Source organism: Bacteroides sp. AM10-21B, assembly GCF_003472565.1.
GTDB lineage: Bacteria > Bacteroidota > Bacteroidia > Bacteroidales > Bacteroidaceae > Bacteroides > Bacteroides propionicigenes.
Genome location: NZ_QRME01000001.1, coordinates 23,931 through 42,669 on the forward strand (window position 1 = coordinate 23,931; position 18,739 = coordinate 42,669).

14 protein-coding genes and 1 other RNA gene are annotated in these 18,739 nt (G+C 45.0%); 5 read left to right on the top strand and 10 right to left on the bottom strand.

What is annotated here, in order from left to right:
* The first annotated feature begins 250 nt into the window (after positions 1-250).
* Genes DW121_RS00125 through DW121_RS00135 form a run of 3 tightly spaced genes read left to right on the top strand, consistent with a single transcriptional unit; the run spans position 251 to position 4,993 of the window.
* Positions 251-1,201: a ComEC/Rec2 family competence protein gene (locus tag DW121_RS00125; protein WP_158573906.1), complete on the top strand. Its 951-nt coding sequence runs from the start codon at positions 251-253 to the stop codon at positions 1,199-1,201.
* The gene (locus tag DW121_RS00130) at positions 1,176-3,557 is read left to right on the top strand and encodes an RNA-directed DNA polymerase (RefSeq protein WP_118322611.1); all 2,382 of its coding nucleotides are present in this window, start codon (positions 1,176-1,178) and stop codon (positions 3,555-3,557) included. The genes DW121_RS00125 and DW121_RS00130 overlap by 26 nt, the downstream gene beginning before the upstream one ends.
* Complete coding sequence (locus tag DW121_RS00135; RefSeq protein WP_118322614.1) at positions 3,554-4,993, top strand: DNA polymerase; 1,440 nt, start codon at positions 3,554-3,556, stop codon at positions 4,991-4,993. Before DW121_RS00130 ends, DW121_RS00135 begins: the two co-directional genes overlap by 4 nt.
* A 468-nt stretch (positions 4,994-5,461) precedes the next feature.
* On the opposite strand, the gene ssrA is transcribed toward DW121_RS00135, so the two are convergent.
* Positions 5,462-5,858, bottom strand: a transfer-messenger RNA (tmRNA) gene (gene ssrA / locus DW121_RS00140).
* Positions 5,859-6,100: 242 nt separating this feature from the next.
* Between ssrA and DW121_RS00145 the strand changes: the two genes are divergently transcribed.
* On the top strand, positions 6,101-8,944 hold the full coding sequence (locus DW121_RS00145) for a beta-glucosidase (protein WP_118322617.1): 2,844 nt from the start codon (positions 6,101-6,103) through the stop codon (positions 8,942-8,944).
* 84 nt (positions 8,945-9,028) lie between these two features.
* Positions 9,029-10,081, top strand: coding sequence for a DUF4831 family protein (locus DW121_RS00150; RefSeq protein WP_117712882.1), 1,053 nt, complete (start codon positions 9,029-9,031; stop codon positions 10,079-10,081).
* Between the two features lie 34 nt (positions 10,082-10,115).
* Here DW121_RS00150 and DW121_RS00155 read toward each other — a convergent pair whose 3' ends face one another.
* The 9 genes from DW121_RS00155 to rlmN all read right to left on the bottom strand — a co-directional run bounded on the left by DW121_RS00155 (position 10,116) and on the right by rlmN (position 18,646).
* Positions 10,116-10,466, bottom strand: coding sequence for a PqqD family protein (locus tag DW121_RS00155; protein ID WP_117712883.1), 351 nt, complete (start codon positions 10,464-10,466; stop codon positions 10,116-10,118).
* Positions 10,467-10,474: 8 nt separating this feature from the next.
* Positions 10,475-12,139, bottom strand: coding sequence for an MFS transporter (locus tag DW121_RS00160; RefSeq protein WP_117712884.1), 1,665 nt, complete (start codon positions 12,137-12,139; stop codon positions 10,475-10,477).
* Positions 12,140-12,418: 279 nt separating this feature from the next.
* Positions 12,419-12,814 (bottom strand): preprotein translocase subunit SecG, encoded by a 396-nt coding sequence (secG, locus tag DW121_RS00165; protein WP_118322619.1) that lies wholly within the window; start codon positions 12,812-12,814, stop codon positions 12,419-12,421.
* A 4-nt stretch (positions 12,815-12,818) separates the two neighbouring features.
* Positions 12,819-13,607, bottom strand: a complete 789-nt coding sequence (locus DW121_RS00170) for a tetratricopeptide repeat protein (protein ID WP_118322622.1) — start codon at positions 13,605-13,607, stop codon at positions 12,819-12,821.
* A 7-nt stretch (positions 13,608-13,614) separates the two neighbouring features.
* Positions 13,615-14,139 (bottom strand): LptE family protein, encoded by a 525-nt coding sequence (locus DW121_RS00175; protein ID WP_117712887.1) that lies wholly within the window; start codon positions 14,137-14,139, stop codon positions 13,615-13,617.
* On the bottom strand, positions 14,126-15,379 hold the full coding sequence (locus tag DW121_RS00180) for a sigma-54 interaction domain-containing protein (RefSeq protein WP_117712888.1): 1,254 nt from the start codon (positions 15,377-15,379) through the stop codon (positions 14,126-14,128). The genes DW121_RS00175 and DW121_RS00180 overlap by 14 nt, the downstream gene beginning before the upstream one ends.
* A gap of 1 nt (position 15,380) precedes the next feature.
* Positions 15,381-16,478 (bottom strand): 4-hydroxythreonine-4-phosphate dehydrogenase PdxA, encoded by a 1,098-nt coding sequence (pdxA, locus tag DW121_RS00185; RefSeq protein WP_117712889.1) that lies wholly within the window; start codon positions 16,476-16,478, stop codon positions 15,381-15,383.
* 2 nt (positions 16,479-16,480) lie between these two features.
* A complete protein-coding gene (locus DW121_RS00190) occupies positions 16,481-17,539 on the bottom strand; it encodes a DUF4837 family protein (RefSeq protein ID WP_117712890.1) in 1,059 nt (352 codons plus the stop codon).
* A 69-nt stretch (positions 17,540-17,608) separates the two neighbouring features.
* The gene (gene rlmN, locus DW121_RS00195) at positions 17,609-18,646 is read right to left on the bottom strand and encodes a 23S rRNA (adenine(2503)-C(2))-methyltransferase RlmN (RefSeq protein ID WP_117712891.1); all 1,038 of its coding nucleotides are present in this window, start codon (positions 18,644-18,646) and stop codon (positions 17,609-17,611) included.
* Between the last annotated feature and the right edge of the window lie 93 nt (positions 18,647-18,739).

Genomic DNA, 18,739 nt, shown 5'->3' on the forward strand with positions numbered 1-18,739 from the left:
TTTGGCAGAGACGGTTCACGGAATACAATCGTTAAAAAGTGGAAGTATAGGAAGACATGACTCTATACTAATGTTAGGCAGGAATACAATAACCGTCGATTGCGGAAATTAAGTTTCAATAGAATTGCAATGAACATTAAGAGCATATATAATTAAGTATTGCATCTTTTGTTCAAACTGTATTCCACACTTGCTCTGCCTGTTTTAGATGGTATATGAAAATGAAACAGAAATTACAAAGTTAAAAACAATGACGATATCATTTTTACGAGCAAAACATGGTGACTGTATAAACATCCGTCATAATGATAAGAATGTAATTATAGATTCAGGCACGCCAGATTCCGATGCATATTCTTGTTTGATTGATGAAGTAAGAGCACAAGGTCAGCGAGTTGATCTTCTTGTTATAACCCATTATGATTATGACCACATCGGAGGAGTGTTTGCTATGGATTCAGATAATTGGGAAATAGTTGACAACGTGTGGTTCAATTCCGCACAAATGGTAATGCCGACTGTAAATAAAGAAAATTATCTATCTATTCGTCAAGCCAATTCAGTACAGAGCGCTTTGGAAGATTTTCATGTAAAATGGGACAGAGAATTAACACGAGGCAAAGTATTTGAACTAGGGAATAACTGGTTGCTGAAAATCCTATATGGTGGTTGTGACAAAATATTGGATGGGGTGGGAGAATTTCTGTCGTCTCCCAAATGCGACTGGAATGCTACGTTTGAAGAGCTGGAACACTATCTGAATGACAATGTATTAGATACTACAGAAGTCAACGCTTCTTCAATTGTATTGTTACTTACTGATGGCGAGCACAACTATCTATTTCCTGGCGATAGTACGCCCCAAGTCTTATTAGATGCATTATCCGACTATTCTGAGACCAATCCCCTGCGTCTTGATTTGCTAAAGCTCCCTCATCATGGCAGTTACAAGAACATCACACACGAGATTTTGAAAAAAATTATATGCTCGGATTACGTAGTACTCACGAACGGTAAGGTTCATTTTCATCCGAATAAAAAAATGATGCTTAAGGTATTGAACTGGGGACGTCGTACAGATGATAAAATCCGTTTTCATCTTAATTATCACCAAGAGCTAAGTGAAAAGCTAAAAATATCCGAAGCAGAACAGAAAAAGTATAAATTTGAGCTGGATGGACAAACTGAATTTAAAATATAATGCCTGCAAAATAGATGCGAGGGTAGCGGGCCAAGATAGTCATGGGTCAGGATTTTTATACGTCACATCTCCCGGTAGTAAATATAATTATGTTGTCACAGCTAAACACATCCTGTCAGAAGACTCTACTGTAAATCCACAACTATCAGATATCACTGATTTGTCAATTATGGTCGCAGCAGAGGAAGGCTTTGTTACTTTAGAGGTGTATTCTGAAAGTTTGGATGAAAATATATTTTTCCATCCTCGTTGGGATGTTGCCATAATCCGTGTACGAAAATCCTATCTGCCACGAGTTGTCAAGGTCTGGATGAAAAACTATAGCGAGATAAATAAGGAGTGTCTTCTTAAATGTCACGCTTGTCCTAATTTTGGGCGAGATCATTCTATACCTTTTGAGCTAAATTATCATCCTGACGATAAGCATTTGGTACATTGCAATAGCGAGATTAAAAATATCCATCATTATCATGGAATTTCAGGCGGTGGCGTATATCTTGCAGATGCTCCCTATATGGTGAGTGTTATTTCAAAGTATCCCTTTGTTGATTTTGAAATGAACCAGCTTATGCTCGCCCAAGTAGATTGGGACGAGATAAATGAAATGCTTTATGAAAGGAAGTGGCAGAAATTAGGAAGAGGAGCTTCTACTAAAACTCGAATAGCACAGGACAAAACCATCATTGACCTACGAGAGATGAGTGTTAATGGAACGAGATTGAATCTTGATACTGCACTAAAGAATTTGCGCCGCGATATGATTGACGATTGGTTTTTCGACCCATTGCAATATGTGGATTTATGCAATCAAGATTTTGTCCTCGACTATTTTTCGAGCCAAGATGTTCGTGAACATTACAAATTCCAGAAAATGGAAGTGTTATATATTCCTAAGGAATCTTTGGTGCAGCGTAAGGCCATGGTCGGTAATTTTGTTGATCGTTTGCTTTACATTGCTATTGTAAAAAAATTGGCACCGTTGATGGAGGAATATATCTCCTCTCGTGTTTATGCAGCTCGTCTTAATCGTTCTGAGGATAATTCACTTATAGCAAACGGTGTAAATCAGTGGATAAAGATGAATTATCTAATTGACGAATGGCTCGAAAAAGGAGAGGGATGCCTATTCAAGTGCGATGTGGTGAATTATTTTGATAACATATCGCATGCGACGCTTATAGGCTTCTTACGTGAAATTGCAACTGATGCGGATGCTCTCAACGCAATAAAATTGCTTGAGCAAATGTTTTCAGAAATTTCGGACTCCCAAACGAACTGTGGACTTCCACAAAACAGTGACGCATCCTCATTATTGGCGACCTTCTATCTCAGTCATGTTGATATCCAGATTCAGGCACAAGCTATAGAATACTGTCGCTTTATGGATGACATTTATTTTATGGCACCAGATTATTTTAGTGCCCGCAATGTGTTGCAATCGCTCGAAGGTGAATTGCGTCGTCTTAATCTTTGCCTAAACTCCTCTAAGGTGGTTTGTATAACCCTCGAAAACAAAAAGGAGGTCGACGAATTTCGTGAAGGACTGAGTCTATATAATCACACTAATCAAAAGATAAAACAACTCATCAGGAGCGAAGATCTCGGACGACGCGAAAACGGCATCGCTTTATTAGTAAACACTCTTCACGAAATCATGGATTCGTTAAAAAGAAATTCTAAAGAGCATACAAAAGATATACAACGTAAAAAGAAATTCCTTCTCTACATACTTTGTAACTATCCAATTACGCTTGTGTCATATTGGGATTATTTCTATAGGAATATGCTTTTCTTCCTTGACACCTTAAAGGTTGCACCTGTTGATACACCTTTAATTTGTAGGTTGATTTCTTGTGTAAAGCATGATCGGGATTTAGACGATGCCAAACGCATGATTGCAAACATGCTTATGCGTAAGGAGTGCGACATCTATCCTTGGCAGGCATATCATTTTTGGCTGCTCATGGCTCATCTGAAATACAATGATGAACAGTTGGTGAGATATGCTGCTGTAGAATTAGAGCGAAACGACGCCACGCATCGCATAGAAAATGCAGCGATAATAATTTATTTGTGCTCGGTGCGTCCTGCCTACGTGCGAGTTATCATGAATATGCTTGGCAAGCAAAGATTCCATGGTTATATGCAGATAAGGGCGGCATTGATAGCATGTCGTTCCCTTAATCCGGAATCTGTGTCAGGTATGCTACCCGTGAACCTTAAGCCCCTTGCTTCGATGTCAGTGTTCCTGCATCGGAATAAAGAAAAAGAACTCACTCTGATGGGACAAGTTTCATCCTATCTTTTCAAATCCCCCAATAAGAACCTATACACCGATATGTACTCTGGCTTATGAGAAAAGAAAAAGAATATGTGGTAATCTATCTTGATTGTTGTCTTTATGGCTGTGACGTAGCAGACGATCAGCGCATAGTAATCAATTTGACAAGAAATGGGCTCTTCTATCACGACAGAATCATTACGTGTCAGATAACGGAAGTTATCCATTTGCTTTGTAATAATTATGGTGGTATCAGTAGATTTGATTTGCTTGATTTTGAATGTCTAGACCTGCAAATTCGCCAATCCGTGGAGTATTGTGAAGAACAGAATGAGTGCTGGTCTCCACATGAAATGGTTTTGTATTATACTGGTCGGGAACTGCCGTTGCGACCCGAGGAACAACATGAAGAAGCACTTAGACTTATGATAGACTGTTATCAGGAAATGAAAAGGCGAGGAGAAGAAGAATGGCCACGTATTGAGAAAATAGAAATACCCGTAAATCGTGTGCTGTATGATTTAGTCGCTCGTGGCATAGAGTTTCGGAATGATCAACTTGAGGAGTTTTGTCAGGTGCAGCATAAAAAGCTCTATCGTGCCCTAAATCGAATTCAGCTTGATTCCGGTCAGGTGCAGCCGAATTTGGAGGCTTTGTATAATCAATTGAATCTTCCAATTCATTATCTGAAATATGGGAGATTAAAGGCTTTATGTAAGAAATACCCTGAGCTTCAACCATTTCGTGATGCGGAAAAAGCGGAGCGCAATCTTAGGATACTTACATATTTGAGTGCTATAAGGAAGAATCTGAATATAGTCACGCCTGTAGTAAAACCCGTGGGTAGTCGCACATCGCGTATTATTTTGCGTAATCCGTCATTACAAAATATGAGCAAAGAATTTCGTGGACTATTTAACTGCTCCCATCAGACCTTTGTCAATCATAGATATTTGTATGTGGACTACAGTCAGTTTGAAGCAGGTATACTTGCGGGTCTTACGAATAGGAAAGAATTGATATCCCTTTATGAAAAAAACAGGATTTATTCAGAAATTGAGAGAATCGCTAATTGCGATAGATCAGAGGCTAAGATTCTCTTTTACTGTTTTATCTATGGAGGGGTATGCGCTAAGAAACTTAAAGGATTCTTTAATCGTTATTGCTCTGAAGGCGATTTAGAATCACTGGTAAACGCTCCTAAAGTTTCTTCCTTTTTGGGAAACAGCAGAATTCTTAATATGGATACTGATTGCCATAAAATACTTAATCACAGGATTCAAAGCATAGGGTCACTTATATTCAAGCAGGCTTTAATCGATGTCTATAATCGCTATCGTTGGAAAGTAGATCTCGTTCTTCCGCTTCATGATGGAGCTCTGTATAAAATCATAGATGATGAAATTACTGATGAGGATATTTGTCGTATCTATCGTGAGGCATTTCGGAAATATTTTCCCGGCTTATCTCCCTTGGTAAAACCTCAACAATTCTTTCCAGAAGGGGAATAATTACATCATCGCTTAATTCTTTTGGTTTTTCAATCAGAATCACTACCTTTGCTGCGTGAAACCACATGCAGCGATGCGCAGAACGCAGAAGTCCAACGGTGGAGCAATAGGAGGAGATTGCTGTTGAGGCGATTCTGAAAAGTGATGATATAGAGCCGCTTGGGCGTAGATTACGATTCCTGGTGGCACCACTTTTCAAGAAAGAAAAACGATGTAAATCCCTGAATTTCAAAGAAGTTCAGGGATTTTTCTTTTCCAAGAATAGGCAAAATTAGGGATCAACGTAAAAACCTGAGGGATTTTCTTTTTTATGCATACAACATAGTCAGTCTATATAAAAAGAAAATCCCTCAGGTTTTTACGTTGATCCGATAATCTTTATACATATACCGCAAGAAATATCCGATTCACAACAAAGAAAAGACTCATTCATTGAATATAAACGTTCAATGAATGAGTCCTTTTTACCGGTGGAGCTGGAGGGAATCGAACCCTCGTCCAAACGAGGAAATCATAAGCTTTCTACATGCTTATCTTTGCCTAAATTTTCGTGTAACGACAGAACCAAAGCCATCAACCGTTACCTTATCCTCTAAAGTTTCATCCGCACTCCGAGGCAAGTACGAACTATCCCCGATGTAACTGCACCACTTTGCCGGAACGCTTCGGAGCAACAGCTTCCGAGTGATGTCTCGTCCCAACACCTTGTGTCGGGATTAAGCTAATCTACTATGATTCGATTAAGCAGCAAGAGCAAATTGTCTTTCGCCAGATAAAATTTTGAAGACTGAGATTTAAGTGCAAATCAACGACGCACTGCATGCTTACTTACCATTTCTGCCCGCTGTCAAATCCAGTCAACCCCGGATATTTATAACCTGCAGCAGTTATGTGGCGGCAAAGATACGAATTAATTTCCGTATTATAATTCCTGTCCGGCAAATTATTTGTTTCAACGCACGAAACCGATAGTTTCAACCGTATGGAACAAAACTCTCCCATGTCATGGACAATAAATGTCCGTAGTCCGGACAATTTTGTCCTCCTCTGTTTCCGAAAATCCATATCTTTGACACCCGAAGAAAACTATTAAAAGCATACCATACCATGAAGAGATTGATTGTAGCCGCCTTGCTATTGGGCAGTGGCGCATTACTGTCGGCACAGAAAACCATAAAGCTACCGGCACATTACAAGCCGGTGAGAAACGAAATGTACCATAAGGGTTGGATAGACTTCAACAAAAACGGTATCAAAGATACATACGAAGATCCCGCTGCAACGCTCGAAGCCCGCATAGAAAACCTCTTGGAGCAGATGACACTCGAAGAAAAGACCTGTCAAATGGTTACCCTCTACGGCTACAAACGAGTGCTGAAAGACGACCTCCCTACCCCCGAATGGAAACAGATGCTTTGGAAGGACGGCATCGGCGCTATCGACGAGCATCTGAACGGCTTCCGGCAATGGGGACTGCCGCCTTCGGACAATGAAAACGTCTGGCCCGCCTCACGCCATGCCTGGGCACTGAACGAGGTACAACGCTTCTTTGTCGAAGACACCCGCCTCGGTATTCCCGTAGACTTCACCAATGAGGGTATACGCGGCATAGAGAGTTACAAAGCCACCAACTTCCCCACCCAGCTGGGCTTAGGGCACACATGGAACCGAGAACTAATCCGCCAAGTAGGACTTATCACCGGACGAGAGGCACGTATGCTGGGCTATACCAACGTCTACGCTCCCATTCTCGATGTAGGTCGGGACCAACGCTGGGGACGCTACGAAGAAGTCTACGGTGAATCTCCCTACCTCGTTGCCGAACTGGGCATCGAAATGGTACGCGGACTGCAACACAATCATCAGGTAGCCGCCACCGCCAAGCACTTTGCCGCATACAGCAACAACAAGGGAGCGCGTGAAGGTATGTCACGCGTAGATCCGCAAATGTCACCGCGCGAAGTAGAGAATATCCACATCTACCCCTTCAAGCGGGTAATCCGCGAAGCCGGATTATTGGGCGTAATGAGTTCCTACAACGACTACGACGGCATTCCCATACAAGGCAGCTACTACTGGCTGATGACCCGCCTGCGTCAGGAAATGGGATTCCGCGGATATGTAGTTTCGGACAGTGATGCGGTGGAATATCTCTACACCAAGCACAACACCGCCAAAGACATGAAAGAGGCCGTACGCCAAAGTGTGGAGGCAGGACTCAACGTGCGCTGTACATTCCGCTCGCCCGACTCTTTCGTACTTCCGCTACGCGAACTCGTAAAAGAAGGCGGACTGAGCGAAGAGGTTATCAACGACCGCGTGCGCGACATTCTTCGGGTGAAATTCCTTATCGGACTGTTCGACACTCCCTACCAAACCAATCTTGCCGGAGCGGACGAAGAAGTGGAAAAAGAAGCCAATGAAGCCGTTGCCCTGCAGGCATCCCGCGAGTCCGTTGTATTACTGAAAAATGCAGACGGCACACTTCCGTTGAACATCGACCGAATAAAGAAGATTGCCGTTTGCGGTCCGAATGCCGATGAAGAAGGTTATGCTCTGACCCACTACGGGCCACTTGCCGTAGAGGTCACCACGGTTCTCGAAGGAATACGCGAGAAAGTGCAAGGCAAGGCAGAGGTGCTTTACACCAAAGGCTGCGACCTCGTAGATGGACACTGGCCTGAGAGTGAAATTATAGAATACCCCCTCACCCCTGCCGAACAGGCCGAGATAGACCGTGCCGCAGCCAATGCCCGCCAAGCTGATGTGGCAGTAGTGGTATTGGGCGGCGGTCAGCGTACCTGCGGCGAGAACAAGTCACGCACAAGTCTGGAACTTCCGGGACACCAATTAAAGCTACTCCAAGCGGTACAAGCCGTGGGAAAGCCCGTGGTATTGGTATTGATTAACGGCCGTCCGCAGTCCATAAACTGGGCAGACAAGTTTGTACCCGCCATTCTCGAAGCTTGGTATCCGGGGTCCAAAGGCGGCACGGCAATAGCCGACATCCTCTTTGGCGACTATAACCCGGGCGGCAAGCTGACGGTCACTTTTCCCAAGACTGTAGGCCAGATACCGTTCAACTTCCCCTGCAAACCGGCTTCACAGATTGATGGCGGCAAGAATCCCGGACCGGACGGCAATATGTCGCGCGTCAACGGTGCGCTATACCCCTTCGGCTATGGTCTGAGCTACACTGACTTTAAGTATTCCGACCTCGAAATTACTCCCAAAGTAATCACTCCCGATCAGAAAGCCACCGTACGGCTAAAAGTAACCAATACCGGCAAACGTGCAGGCGATGAAGTGGTACAGCTCTATATCCGTGATATCCTAAGCAGCGTCACCACCTACGAAAAGAACCTTGCCGGCTTTGAGCGCATCCACCTGAACCCCGGAGAAACCAAAGAGGTGACTTTCACACTGGACCGCAAGCACCTCGAACTACTGAACGCCGACATGAAGTGGACAGTAGAACCGGGAGAATTCGCCCTTATGGCAGGCGCTTCTTCCGAAGACATCCGCCTGAACGGCATACTCACCGTAGAAGATTATCAAAGCCGTCTGCAAGCACTCGAAAGCCGGAAACCCGTCAGCCCCGTAACGGCAAGTACCGATATGGAAAACGCATCGAAGGTGCTCGACGGAGAAATCAACACCGCTTGGCAAGGCAACAAGGGAGACTATATCACCTTTGCCCTGAAGAACGGAGCCAAAATAGACGAAATATCCATCGCCTTCAAACGTGAGAACAAGCTGCCCGCAGAATTTGAAATACAGCTTTCGGGCGGTGGCGGACAATTCCTGACGGTTTACTCGGGTACTGTCAGCCGGTACGACCAACTCATCTCCTACTCTTTCAAAGGAACGACTGCCAGTGACTTGCGTATTGTAGTGAATGACGACCGCGTAGGAATAGCGGAGGTACTCATTCCAACATTCAACTATTAGTTAATCTTTCGTAAATGGGTTCCGGGAATAAAGAACTTCGTTAACTTTGTTTTTTAATTCACAGTTATAAACAGACAGAGAAATATGAAGAAAAAGATGATATGGCTTGCCGGGCTTTTAATAGCCACAAGCACCTATGCCCAAACGGATGTCAGCACCGGCATAATGCGCGGTAAGGACTACGGAGTAACTTATCTCCTGCCCAAAACCGAAATAGAGATTGTAGTGGAAGCTACCAAACACACGTATATGCCCGGAGAGTTCTGCAAGTATGCAGACCGCTACCTGCGCATGAGCAATGTGTCTGCCGACCCGGATATCTATTGGACCATCGATAAGTTGCAAACACGTGTTACAGGCGTGCCCGACAAAGATAATGTCTACTTCGTCAAGCTGAAAGACAAGACCGTAGCCCCGCTAATGGAACTTACCGAAGACGGCATCGTACGTTCCATCAATATGCCGCTCAGCAACCGCACAATACCGGCAACCAAGATAACCGCTGCCGCACAAGAGATTATAGACCCGCGTAAGTTTCTGACGGAAGAGATACTCATGGCAAGCTCCAGAGCTAAAATGGCGGAGTTGGTAGCCAAAGAAATCTACAACATCCGCGAAAGCAAGAACGCCCTTCTTCGTGGCGAAGCCGACAATATGCCGCAGGACGGAGCACAACTCAGAATCATGCTCGACAACCTGAACCTGCAGGAGCGTGCCATGACAGAAATGTTCTCCGGTACCTTGAAAGAAGAACCTCAGACGTTCACTATCCGTATCACACCTAAAGAAATGAACAACGAAGTGGCTTTCCGCTTTTCCAAGCGATTAGGCGTAGTAGCCAATGATGATTTGGCAGGCGAACCGTATTATATTTCCGTAACTGATATGAAAACTCCCGCCATTCCCGAAGACGACGGTAAAAAGAAAGTAGACGGAATCGCCTACAACGTTCCGGGACGTGCCCATATCACACTGACAGGCAACAACAAAAAATTATTTGACGGTGAACTGCCCATCACGCAGTTCGGTACGATAGAATACCTTGCGCCCGTATTATTCAACAAAAATTCCACTGTGAAAGTGCTGTTCGATACAGCTACAGGCGGGCTGATAAAAGTAGACAGAGAAAACAATTAAAGGGTTAAAAGTTGAGAGTTGAAAGTTTCAACTCTCAACTTTTAACTTTCAACTGCACAAACCCATCCTTCTGCAACTGCGTAATATAAGTCGTGACGCGGGAAGGGTAATCAGATTCATTTTGAAAATGTTCGGCAAGCAGAGTGATTATTTCCTGCACAGTCCGCTGTCCGTCTATCAAAGCCCATACGGCAGTTCCATGCTCTTCCAGTTTCACATGAATATCAGCCGACATACTTTTCGGCAATAAGAAACGCCGCATCCAGTCATATTTAAACCGGGGAAAGGAGAGCACTGCGCACTCCCCTTCCCATTCGGTTGTGATGTGTCCGCACCGGGCGGGAACAACATCCAATAAGTTTACTTTTCCGTTTGTCCCTGACATTATCGTTATCAATCTTTGATGTTGGGTTCTTCCAAACCAAGTCCTTTCTTCTTATCGACAATCTTGAGGATAAATCCCAGCACCAAAGCAGCAACGCCAAGACAGGCAAGCATCACAAGCGGTGCGGTGTAGTCATACGATACGGCAGCCTCTTCCGGAGTAATCACGCCATTCTTCAAGTCAGCAACAAGCTGCGTATTGGTTTTGTCGAGCACCTTTCCGATAAGAAGCGGGAAGAGCCAAAGACCGATATTCTGAACCCAGAAGATAAGCGCATAAGCACTACCTATAATCTTGGCATCAACCAGTTTGGGTACGCTGGGCCATAAAGAAGCGGGAACCAGTGAGAAACTTGCTCCAAGCACCAAGATAGTAAGATAAGCTATCATGACACCTCCTACCGCATTGTCTTTGAATTCCGGAAGTACAAATGCAAAAGTAAGATGGCAAAGCACAAGCAGCATGGAACCAATCATCAGCATCGAAGCCGCCTTACCTTTATGGTCAACATAGTTACCAAGTATCGGGGTTATACCCACAGCCAGCAAGGGGAATACGGCAAACACCGTTTCTGCACTTTGGCGCATATAGCCCATGTAGCAGAAGACAACCAACAATACCCCGGCAAGGGTAAGCAAGCCGTACTTCATGCTTACTTTCTTCATAAAATTACTTGCAAAAGAAGCGCCTGCAACAACCAGCATGATGCAATACTGGAGAATCGTCACCGTATTGGTGGCCCAGAAAGAATCGGAAGGTACTTCCTTGAATACCAGATTGCATTGCAACATATTCACGGCATACTTCTGGAACGGGAATATGGCTGAATAATAGAGCACGCAAAGCAACGCCACCAACCAGAATCCGCTACTTGACAGAATAGTACCGAGGTCGCTTATCTTAAACGGATCGTCCTTCTCCTCAGCCTCACCGGTCTGCGCATCCAGCTTTTTATCCATGAAGAAATAGACAATGAACATGATAAGTGCAATCAGCAACAATACAACGCCAAATGCCACCGAACGGGAAACATCGATAACGCCCCCTAACTTGGCAAATACCGGAGAGAATATCATGCAAGTGGCAACTCCCAAACGGGCAAGGGCCATTTCCGAACCCATGGCAAGAGCCATCTCACGGCCTTTGAACCACTTAACGATACCACGGGATACAGTAATACCCGCCATTTCGACACCACAGCCAAAAATCATGAAACCTATTGCTGCAAACTTGGCTGATGCCGGCATACCTTTATAGAATGGTGAAATGCCCAGTTCGTCAAAACCGGGGATATAGTTCAGATTGTTGGTAAACCAAGTCTGAAGTCCGCTTGTCTGAAAAGCGTCTGTCACCGCATACCAGTTAATGGTGGCACCGACAAGCATCACAGCTCCGGAAAGGATTGCAGTGAAGCGTACTCCCATTTTGTCGAGGATAATACCTGCGAAAATAAGGAAGAACACAAATACATTAAGAAAAGTCTCAGAACCCTGCATCGTACCGAATGCCGTTGAATCCCAACCGCGTGTAGACTGCATCAGGTCTTTAATAGGTGAAAGTATGTCCATAAAGATATATGAACAAAACATGGCGAATGCTAAAAGCAGTAGCACAAACCAGCGCATACCTGCCGAATCGCGTAGCGTCTGGTGAATCTTGTCAGTAGTTGTCATTACAATATTATAATAAATGATTGATTAAATTCGGTTTATATATCATGATGCTATCCGTCATTCAGAGCGTAGCGAAGAATCTCTTCCCTGTGTAAACATCAAGAGAGTAGATTCTTCGCTACGCTCTGAATGACAGATGGTATAATAAATATTAGCTTTTAATAAGTATCCGGTTACAAAAGTAACTAAATATAAAAGACAATAAATAAAAACAGGCAGAATTGCACAATATAAATTGTACAATCCCACCTGTCAAGAAACGAAATAATTTCTCGAATATTAGTTGGCAGCCGGTTCTGCAGCATCCGTAGCCGCCGGAGCTGTTGTTGCAGGAGCCGTTTCAGCCGGTTGTTCAGCTTGCGGAGCAGCCGTACCTACGGGCATATTGTACGGGTTTGTTTTTTCTTCTTGCTGTGCCTGTTCCAGAATTACATCACCGCCCTTGTGAGAAATCGAAGGAATGACGTAAGCGGAAGCAACACTCATCACCACCAAAAATACAGCGAGACCCCATGTTGCCTTTTCCAGAAAGTCAGTAGTCTTGCGTACACCCATGATTTGATTGGATGATGAGAAGCCCGAAGCCAGACCACCGCCTTTGGAATTCTGAATCAACACAATGAAACACATCAGCACGGATGCAATCACCATTAAGATAACTAATAATAAATACATTTTGTTATTTTGATTTAGCGTTAATAATCAATTTCTCCAAAAATCTGATTTGGTCTGCAAAGTAAGCATTTTTTTTTGGATAATTCAAACTTAATTTTTTAATAATTTCAAGTGCTTTATCATATCTTCGCTGTTTAATGTAGATTTTTGCCAAAGTTTCTGTAAAACAGCTGTCATCCATGCCTTCTTCTACGACCTCTTCTTCAAACGATGTTTCTTCTTCCTCGTCCGAAGTTTCCGGTTCTTCCTCAAGACATACCGGTCTTTCAAGCACAGGCATTTCCGTCGATTCGCTCTTATTGATAAAACCGTCTATCAGTTCGTGTCCGCGCAATTTAGGAATTTCTTGCCCATCGGCCGATTCCGAATCAGCCTGTCCGTTGTCTTGCAGCAGATAGGTAGTGTAGTCCATTGCATAATTCAGTTCGGTGGTTTGCGAATGTTCTTCGGGAACAGTTGCCAGAAAAGCATCTATCAAGGAGAGCGTACGGTCTACGCTGGGCTCTTCTTCCAGCACTTTGGAAGAAAGCAACGACGGCTTCCGGGATTTCAGGGTGTAGCGGTCTCCTTCTATCAGATAGAACAATACACGTCTGTCGGCCACATACAATACAGCTTTACGCAGTTCCGCACCGAATGTAATGTCGTGCAGCAAATAGAGGTTCTTGAGGTATAACAGCCGGAGCGACTGGAAATAAGGATAGCGGACCACCAATGTGCGAAGTTCGTACAAGGTGTCCTTATTCAATATTTCAGGATGCTGTATCCATTGTTGCAAATAGGCAGAAGTCATTCCTCGGTTACCAGTTAGCTACGGTTGAATTAAATATTTGTTCCGTGATATCTTTTATCATCTTGCTTATCAAGTCATCCTGTACGTCAGTCAGCAGCAAGGACGAATCGTAAGTCTGGAAGGCGGAGAACTGTTGTTCAAAGTCTTCCTCGTGGTTCGTGTTGTTCACATAACGCACGTTGACAGTCATGGTCAGCTTCACTTTAGAAGAAAAGCCGTCGGCAGCTACAGCCTCGTTATATTGGTTATAACCGGTTATCTCACCATCTATTTCCAAATCACCGTTAGCGTTCACCAGTTGCAGACGCGTCTGTTGGATAAACATATCCTTAAGCTTCTGGTTGAACTCCGTAGTCATGGGAGCGTACACAAATTCAGCACGGTTAGGAAATTCGGCAATCGTGATGGTCTTTACTTTACTGTAATCAATAGAACTTATCGGGGCAAGTCCCATGGAGATGCGGCAGGAAGCTACCACGCACACCAAACCCGCTAACGCTGATACCAGTGTTATTTTCTTAATCCAATCCATATTCTTTTATCTTTCTGTATAGCGTGCGCTCCGATATGTTCAAATCCTTAGCCGCACTTTTGCGTTTTCCGTGATGTTTTTCAAGAGCCTTGCGTATCATCTCCTTCTCCACTTCGTCCAATGAAAGAGACTCTTCTACGTATTCTTCCGTATCCTGAATATCATCATCCACTTCAGAAGCCGGCTTTACGGAAGGATGTATTATGGTAGGCACACCGGCAGCAGGCACAGAAGCCACCACCGCAGGGGCAGGCGTATAGTAAGCGGCAGGCGTTACAGCCTGATTTCCCACAGCCGCCCGTTCGGTCATAATCTCGTGTACCAGTTTCTTCAGTTCGGTTACATCCTGACGCATATCGAAAAGCACCTGATACAATATTTCTCGTTCGCTCTCAAAGCTCTTGCTTTCGTTCTTCACACCAAACAGTGCCGGCAAACGCTGTGCATTGTTTTGTTCGGGCAGATAGTTCTTCAAAATAGAAGCGTTGATTTCACGGTTGGTTTCGATGATGGAAATCTGTTCCGTTATATTCTTCAGCTGACGTACGTTACCGGGCCATGAATATGCCAGCAGCAGTTGCTTGGCATCCTCCGTCAACTGGATGGCAGGCATACGGTACTTCTCGGCGAAGTCCGATGCAAACTTGCGGAACAACAGCACCACGTCCTCTCCACGTTCGCGCAAAGCCGGAACCTGAATGGGCACTGTGTTGAGACGGTAGTACAAATCTTCGCGGAAACGTCCGTCGGCAATAGCCTGCGTAAGATTCACATTGGTAGCGGCTACGATGCGTACATTCGTCTTTTCCACCTTCGACGAACCTACCTTGATAAACTCGCCCGTCTCGAGCACACGAAGCAAACGGGCTTGCGTAGGCATGGGAAGTTCGCCCACTTCATCAAGGAAAATCGTTCCGCCGTCCGCTTCACCGAAGTAACCTTTCCGCTCACCGATGGCACCTGTAAAAGCACCTTTCTCATGACCGAAGAGTTCCGAATCAATCGTACCTTCGGGAATGGCGCCACAGTTTACGGCAATGTATTGTCCATGCTTTCTCCGGCTGTATTGGTGGATTATCTGCGGGAAGCTCTCCTTACCCACACCACTCTCTCCGGTAATCAGCACCGACAAGTCGGTAGGGGCTACCTGAATGGCAATATCAATGGCACGCATCAGTGCCTCGTTATTACCGATGATGCCAAAACGTAATTTTACTTGTTGTATTTCCGCTTTCGTCATACTACAAATCTTCTTCTACACTATCGAGTTTCAGTTTGTCACTGTCGTCACGTCTTTCGTAATATTGTTTCCGCAGAGGGTTGGCGTGTGCTTCCTTCTCGCGCAAGCGGTTACGGAACACGTCGATTGCCACATAGACAGCCTGACGGAAAGAATCTTCGGAAGCGAGTCCCTTTCCCGCAATGTCATAGGCTGTGCCATGCGCAGGTGAAGTACGCACCACCGGAAGTCCCGCTGTATAGTTCACGCCTTCGTCCATTGCCAATGCCTTGAACGGGGCAAGTCCCTGGTCATGGTACATCGCCAGTACGCCGTCAAAATGGGTAAAGTTACCGGAACCCATAAAACCGTCAGCCGGATATGGACCGTAGCACAACATACCTTTGTCCGCCAGTTCTTTAATGGCAGGACTGATTATTTCCTGTTCCTCCGTACCCAGCAGACCTTCATCGCCTGCATGCGGATTCAGAGAAAGTACGGCAATGCGCGGCGCTCCGATACCGAAGTCCTGTTTCAACGAACGGTTGAAGATTACCAGTTTCTCTTGTATCAATTCTTTGGTAATAGTCGATGCAATCTCTCTTACGGGAATATGACCTGTCACCAGCGCCACCCGGAAGTCATCTTTCATCAGAATCATCAAAGCCTTTCTGCCGTCACCCAACTTCTCCTCGATATACTCCGTATGTCCGGGGAAGGAAAACTCTTCCGACTGGATAGTATGCTTGTTGATAGGTGCTGTGACAATAACGTCAATCAGTCCCGCCTTATACTCTTCAATGGCTTTTTCCAAAGCGCCAAGTGCAGCTTTGCCCGCCTCAAGGTCAGGCTTGGAGAACTCCACCTTCACTTCATCGTCCGTACAGTTCACCACGCTCAGACGCTCAGGCGCAGCTTCAGATGCCGAGTTTACAATACTGAAATTGGTCGGCAAATCCAGCGATTTGCGGTGATAGGCGGCTACTTTGGGCGAGCCGTAAATAATCGGAGTGCATAGTTCCAGCATCGTAGGGTCTGAGAACGTTTTCAAAATCACCTCATACCCTACTCCGTTTATGTCTCCCTGAGTGATGCCGACTCTTATTTTATTATCTTCCATTCTTATTTTTCTGTTTTAGTAGAATCTTCTTTTGTTACTGCCAAAGGCATTTCGTTTCCTTCCTGTTTGCTTCCGGGCAACTTAAGCGTATACAATGACGCTTCCATCTGGCGCACCAAGTTACGCTTCAGCTTGTCGGGTGAGTATACAAATATTTCAGATACGATAATACGCTGATTAGCCTTGTCCAAACGGACATGGGAAACGTACGGGCCACCCATAAAGTCACCCTTCACACGCCACAGGCCGCGGGCCTCCAAAGCATATTCGCCTTGCACATTGATAGGACGCACATCCGTCATCAACGAGTCGGTTTCCATGTACATACCTTCTCTCGCACCGGGGATATTGATTTTCATCACAGAGTCGCGCTTATGCACAAAGTACTCTTTCGTAAATGTATCTTTGTCCGTATATGGGTAAGAGTAGATAACGAAGTTCTGGTCTCCGGTAGCCGCATTCGTACCTGCCCAGAAGAAATTTTCTCCCTGTTTGGTTGCGGTCAGTTCACCGGGAACCCATACGTCACAGTCGAACATACTCTTTACTTTCGTAGAAACATAGTCATTATGCTTGTTCTCCAACACTGAAATCTGACGGTTCATCTCGGCACGGGTAAAGAAGTCTACGATTACCTGTCTGTTTTCTTCGACAAACTTCTCGAAAGAGGCTTCGTCCGGTGCTTGGATAGTCAAGATGGATTGCGGAGCGGCATATACGTTTTTCGCATACTTGAACTTGGGCTGCGTGTACAAATCCTTGTTCACCTCCACAATAATAATATTACGGATGAGCTTCAATGTAGAGTCATAATTTGCCGGAGAAGTATACATTATACGGAATGAACGTTCCGACTGGGGCAAGCCCGGTACATCAGAATCAAGTACATTGTAAAGGGCACGACCCGCAGGACGCTCCCACAACCCTTGATCAACCACTACCAAAATTTCATACGCCCGACCGCTGGATGTCGGAGTAAACACACCCTTCTTGCCGTTACCGCACGCCGAAAACAGTGCAAGTATCAGGGCCATACTCAAATAAAACAGGTGTTTCTTCATATATCTATGTATTTTAGTTTTTACAAAGCTACGAAAAAGCCATATAAGCTTGACGCCAAAGTTAATAATTTATATTAATTCTTCTTTATTCTCTTCCTGTTTGGCCGTTGAAAGCATACCGCACGCAGCAAATATATCTTCACCGCGGGAAGCCCGAATCGTAGTAAACAATCCATGCGATGTCAGATAATCGCGAAGCGTCGTCATCGTCTCCATATCGGCGCCCTCCAAATCAACTCCGGGGATAGCATGGAAACGAATCAGGTTGATGCGACAGTCCAACCCGCGCAACAGCTTCAGCAACTCCTTGGCATACAACAACGAATCGTTCACTCCCTTGAAAACAATATACTCGAAGGATAGTCTGCGCTGTTTGCTAAAATCATAGTTTCTTAACAGTTCTACAATCTCGGTAATGGAGAAGGCTTTCTCGGCAGGCATCAGTTCGCGTCGTTGCAAGGGTACGGGCGAGTGCAGGCTGATTGCCAAATGGCAGTCCGATTCTTCAATGAAACGCTGCAACCCCTTACGAAGCCCTACGGAAGAGAGTGTAATCCGTTTCGGGCTCCAACCGTAACCGTAGGAGGCCGTCATCACCTCCAATGCTTTCAGCACCTCGTCAAGATTATCCAGCGGCTCTCCCATACCCATCATAACCACATTGGTCAGCTTGTCGCGTTCGGGCAAAGAATTTATTTGGTTGACAATCTGATTGGCGGTCAAGTTAGCGGTAAAGCCTTGCTTGCCTGTCATGCAGAACTTACAATTCATCTTACACCCCACTTGGGAAGATACGCACAGCGTAGCCCTATCCTCGTCCGGGATGTAAACAGCCTCTACATAATGCCCGTCTCCCACACGATACAGATACTTCACCGTACCGTCTGCAGAGCGCATGGCATCTACCGGCGCTTCACCTCCCACCTCATAGATTTCTTTCAGCAACTCCCTGTGTTTCAACGACAGATTCGTCATTTCGTCTATGGAAGCCACCTTCTTGTCATATAGCCATGAAGCAATCTGTTTGGCCGCAAATCCGGGCATTCCCAGATTCTTCACCACTGTCTTCAGTTCGGTTAATGTAAGCCCTAATAGAGGTTGTTTCATTCTGATTGTCTTTTTACTGATTCAAATACGCTGATGTAACTAATCACATTAAGTTATCTTTTGCAAAGGTAGGAATAAAGTTGCACAAATGAA

Excerpts from the sequence above, each read along its gene's own strand:
- DW121_RS00125 (WP_158573906.1), top strand. The coding sequence starts at position 251 with ATGACGATATCATTTTTACGAGCAAAACATGGTGACTGTATAAACATC.
- DW121_RS00130 (WP_118322611.1), top strand. The coding sequence starts at position 1,176 with ATGGACAAACTGAATTTAAAATATAATGCCTGCAAAATAGATGCGAGG.
- DW121_RS00135 (WP_118322614.1), top strand. The coding sequence starts at position 3,554 with ATGAGAAAAGAAAAAGAATATGTGGTAATCTATCTTGATTGTTGTCTT.
- DW121_RS00145 (WP_118322617.1), top strand. The coding sequence starts at position 6,101 with ATGAAGAGATTGATTGTAGCCGCCTTGCTATTGGGCAGTGGCGCATTA.
- DW121_RS00150 (WP_117712882.1), top strand. The coding sequence starts at position 9,029 with ATGAAGAAAAAGATGATATGGCTTGCCGGGCTTTTAATAGCCACAAGC.
- DW121_RS00155 (WP_117712883.1), bottom strand. The coding sequence starts at position 10,466 with ATGTCAGGGACAAACGGAAAAGTAAACTTATTGGATGTTGTTCCCGCC.
- DW121_RS00160 (WP_117712884.1), bottom strand. The coding sequence starts at position 12,139 with ATGACAACTACTGACAAGATTCACCAGACGCTACGCGATTCGGCAGGT.
- secG (WP_118322619.1), bottom strand. The coding sequence starts at position 12,814 with ATGTATTTATTATTAGTTATCTTAATGGTGATTGCATCCGTGCTGATG.
- DW121_RS00170 (WP_118322622.1), bottom strand. The coding sequence starts at position 13,607 with ATGACTTCTGCCTATTTGCAACAATGGATACAGCATCCTGAAATATTG.
- DW121_RS00175 (WP_117712887.1), bottom strand. The coding sequence starts at position 14,139 with ATGGATTGGATTAAGAAAATAACACTGGTATCAGCGTTAGCGGGTTTG.
- DW121_RS00180 (WP_117712888.1), bottom strand. The coding sequence starts at position 15,379 with ATGACGAAAGCGGAAATACAACAAGTAAAATTACGTTTTGGCATCATC.
- pdxA (WP_117712889.1), bottom strand. The coding sequence starts at position 16,478 with ATGGAAGATAATAAAATAAGAGTCGGCATCACTCAGGGAGACATAAAC.
- DW121_RS00190 (WP_117712890.1), bottom strand. The coding sequence starts at position 17,539 with ATGAAGAAACACCTGTTTTATTTGAGTATGGCCCTGATACTTGCACTG.
- rlmN (WP_117712891.1), bottom strand. The coding sequence starts at position 18,646 with ATGAAACAACCTCTATTAGGGCTTACATTAACCGAACTGAAGACAGTG.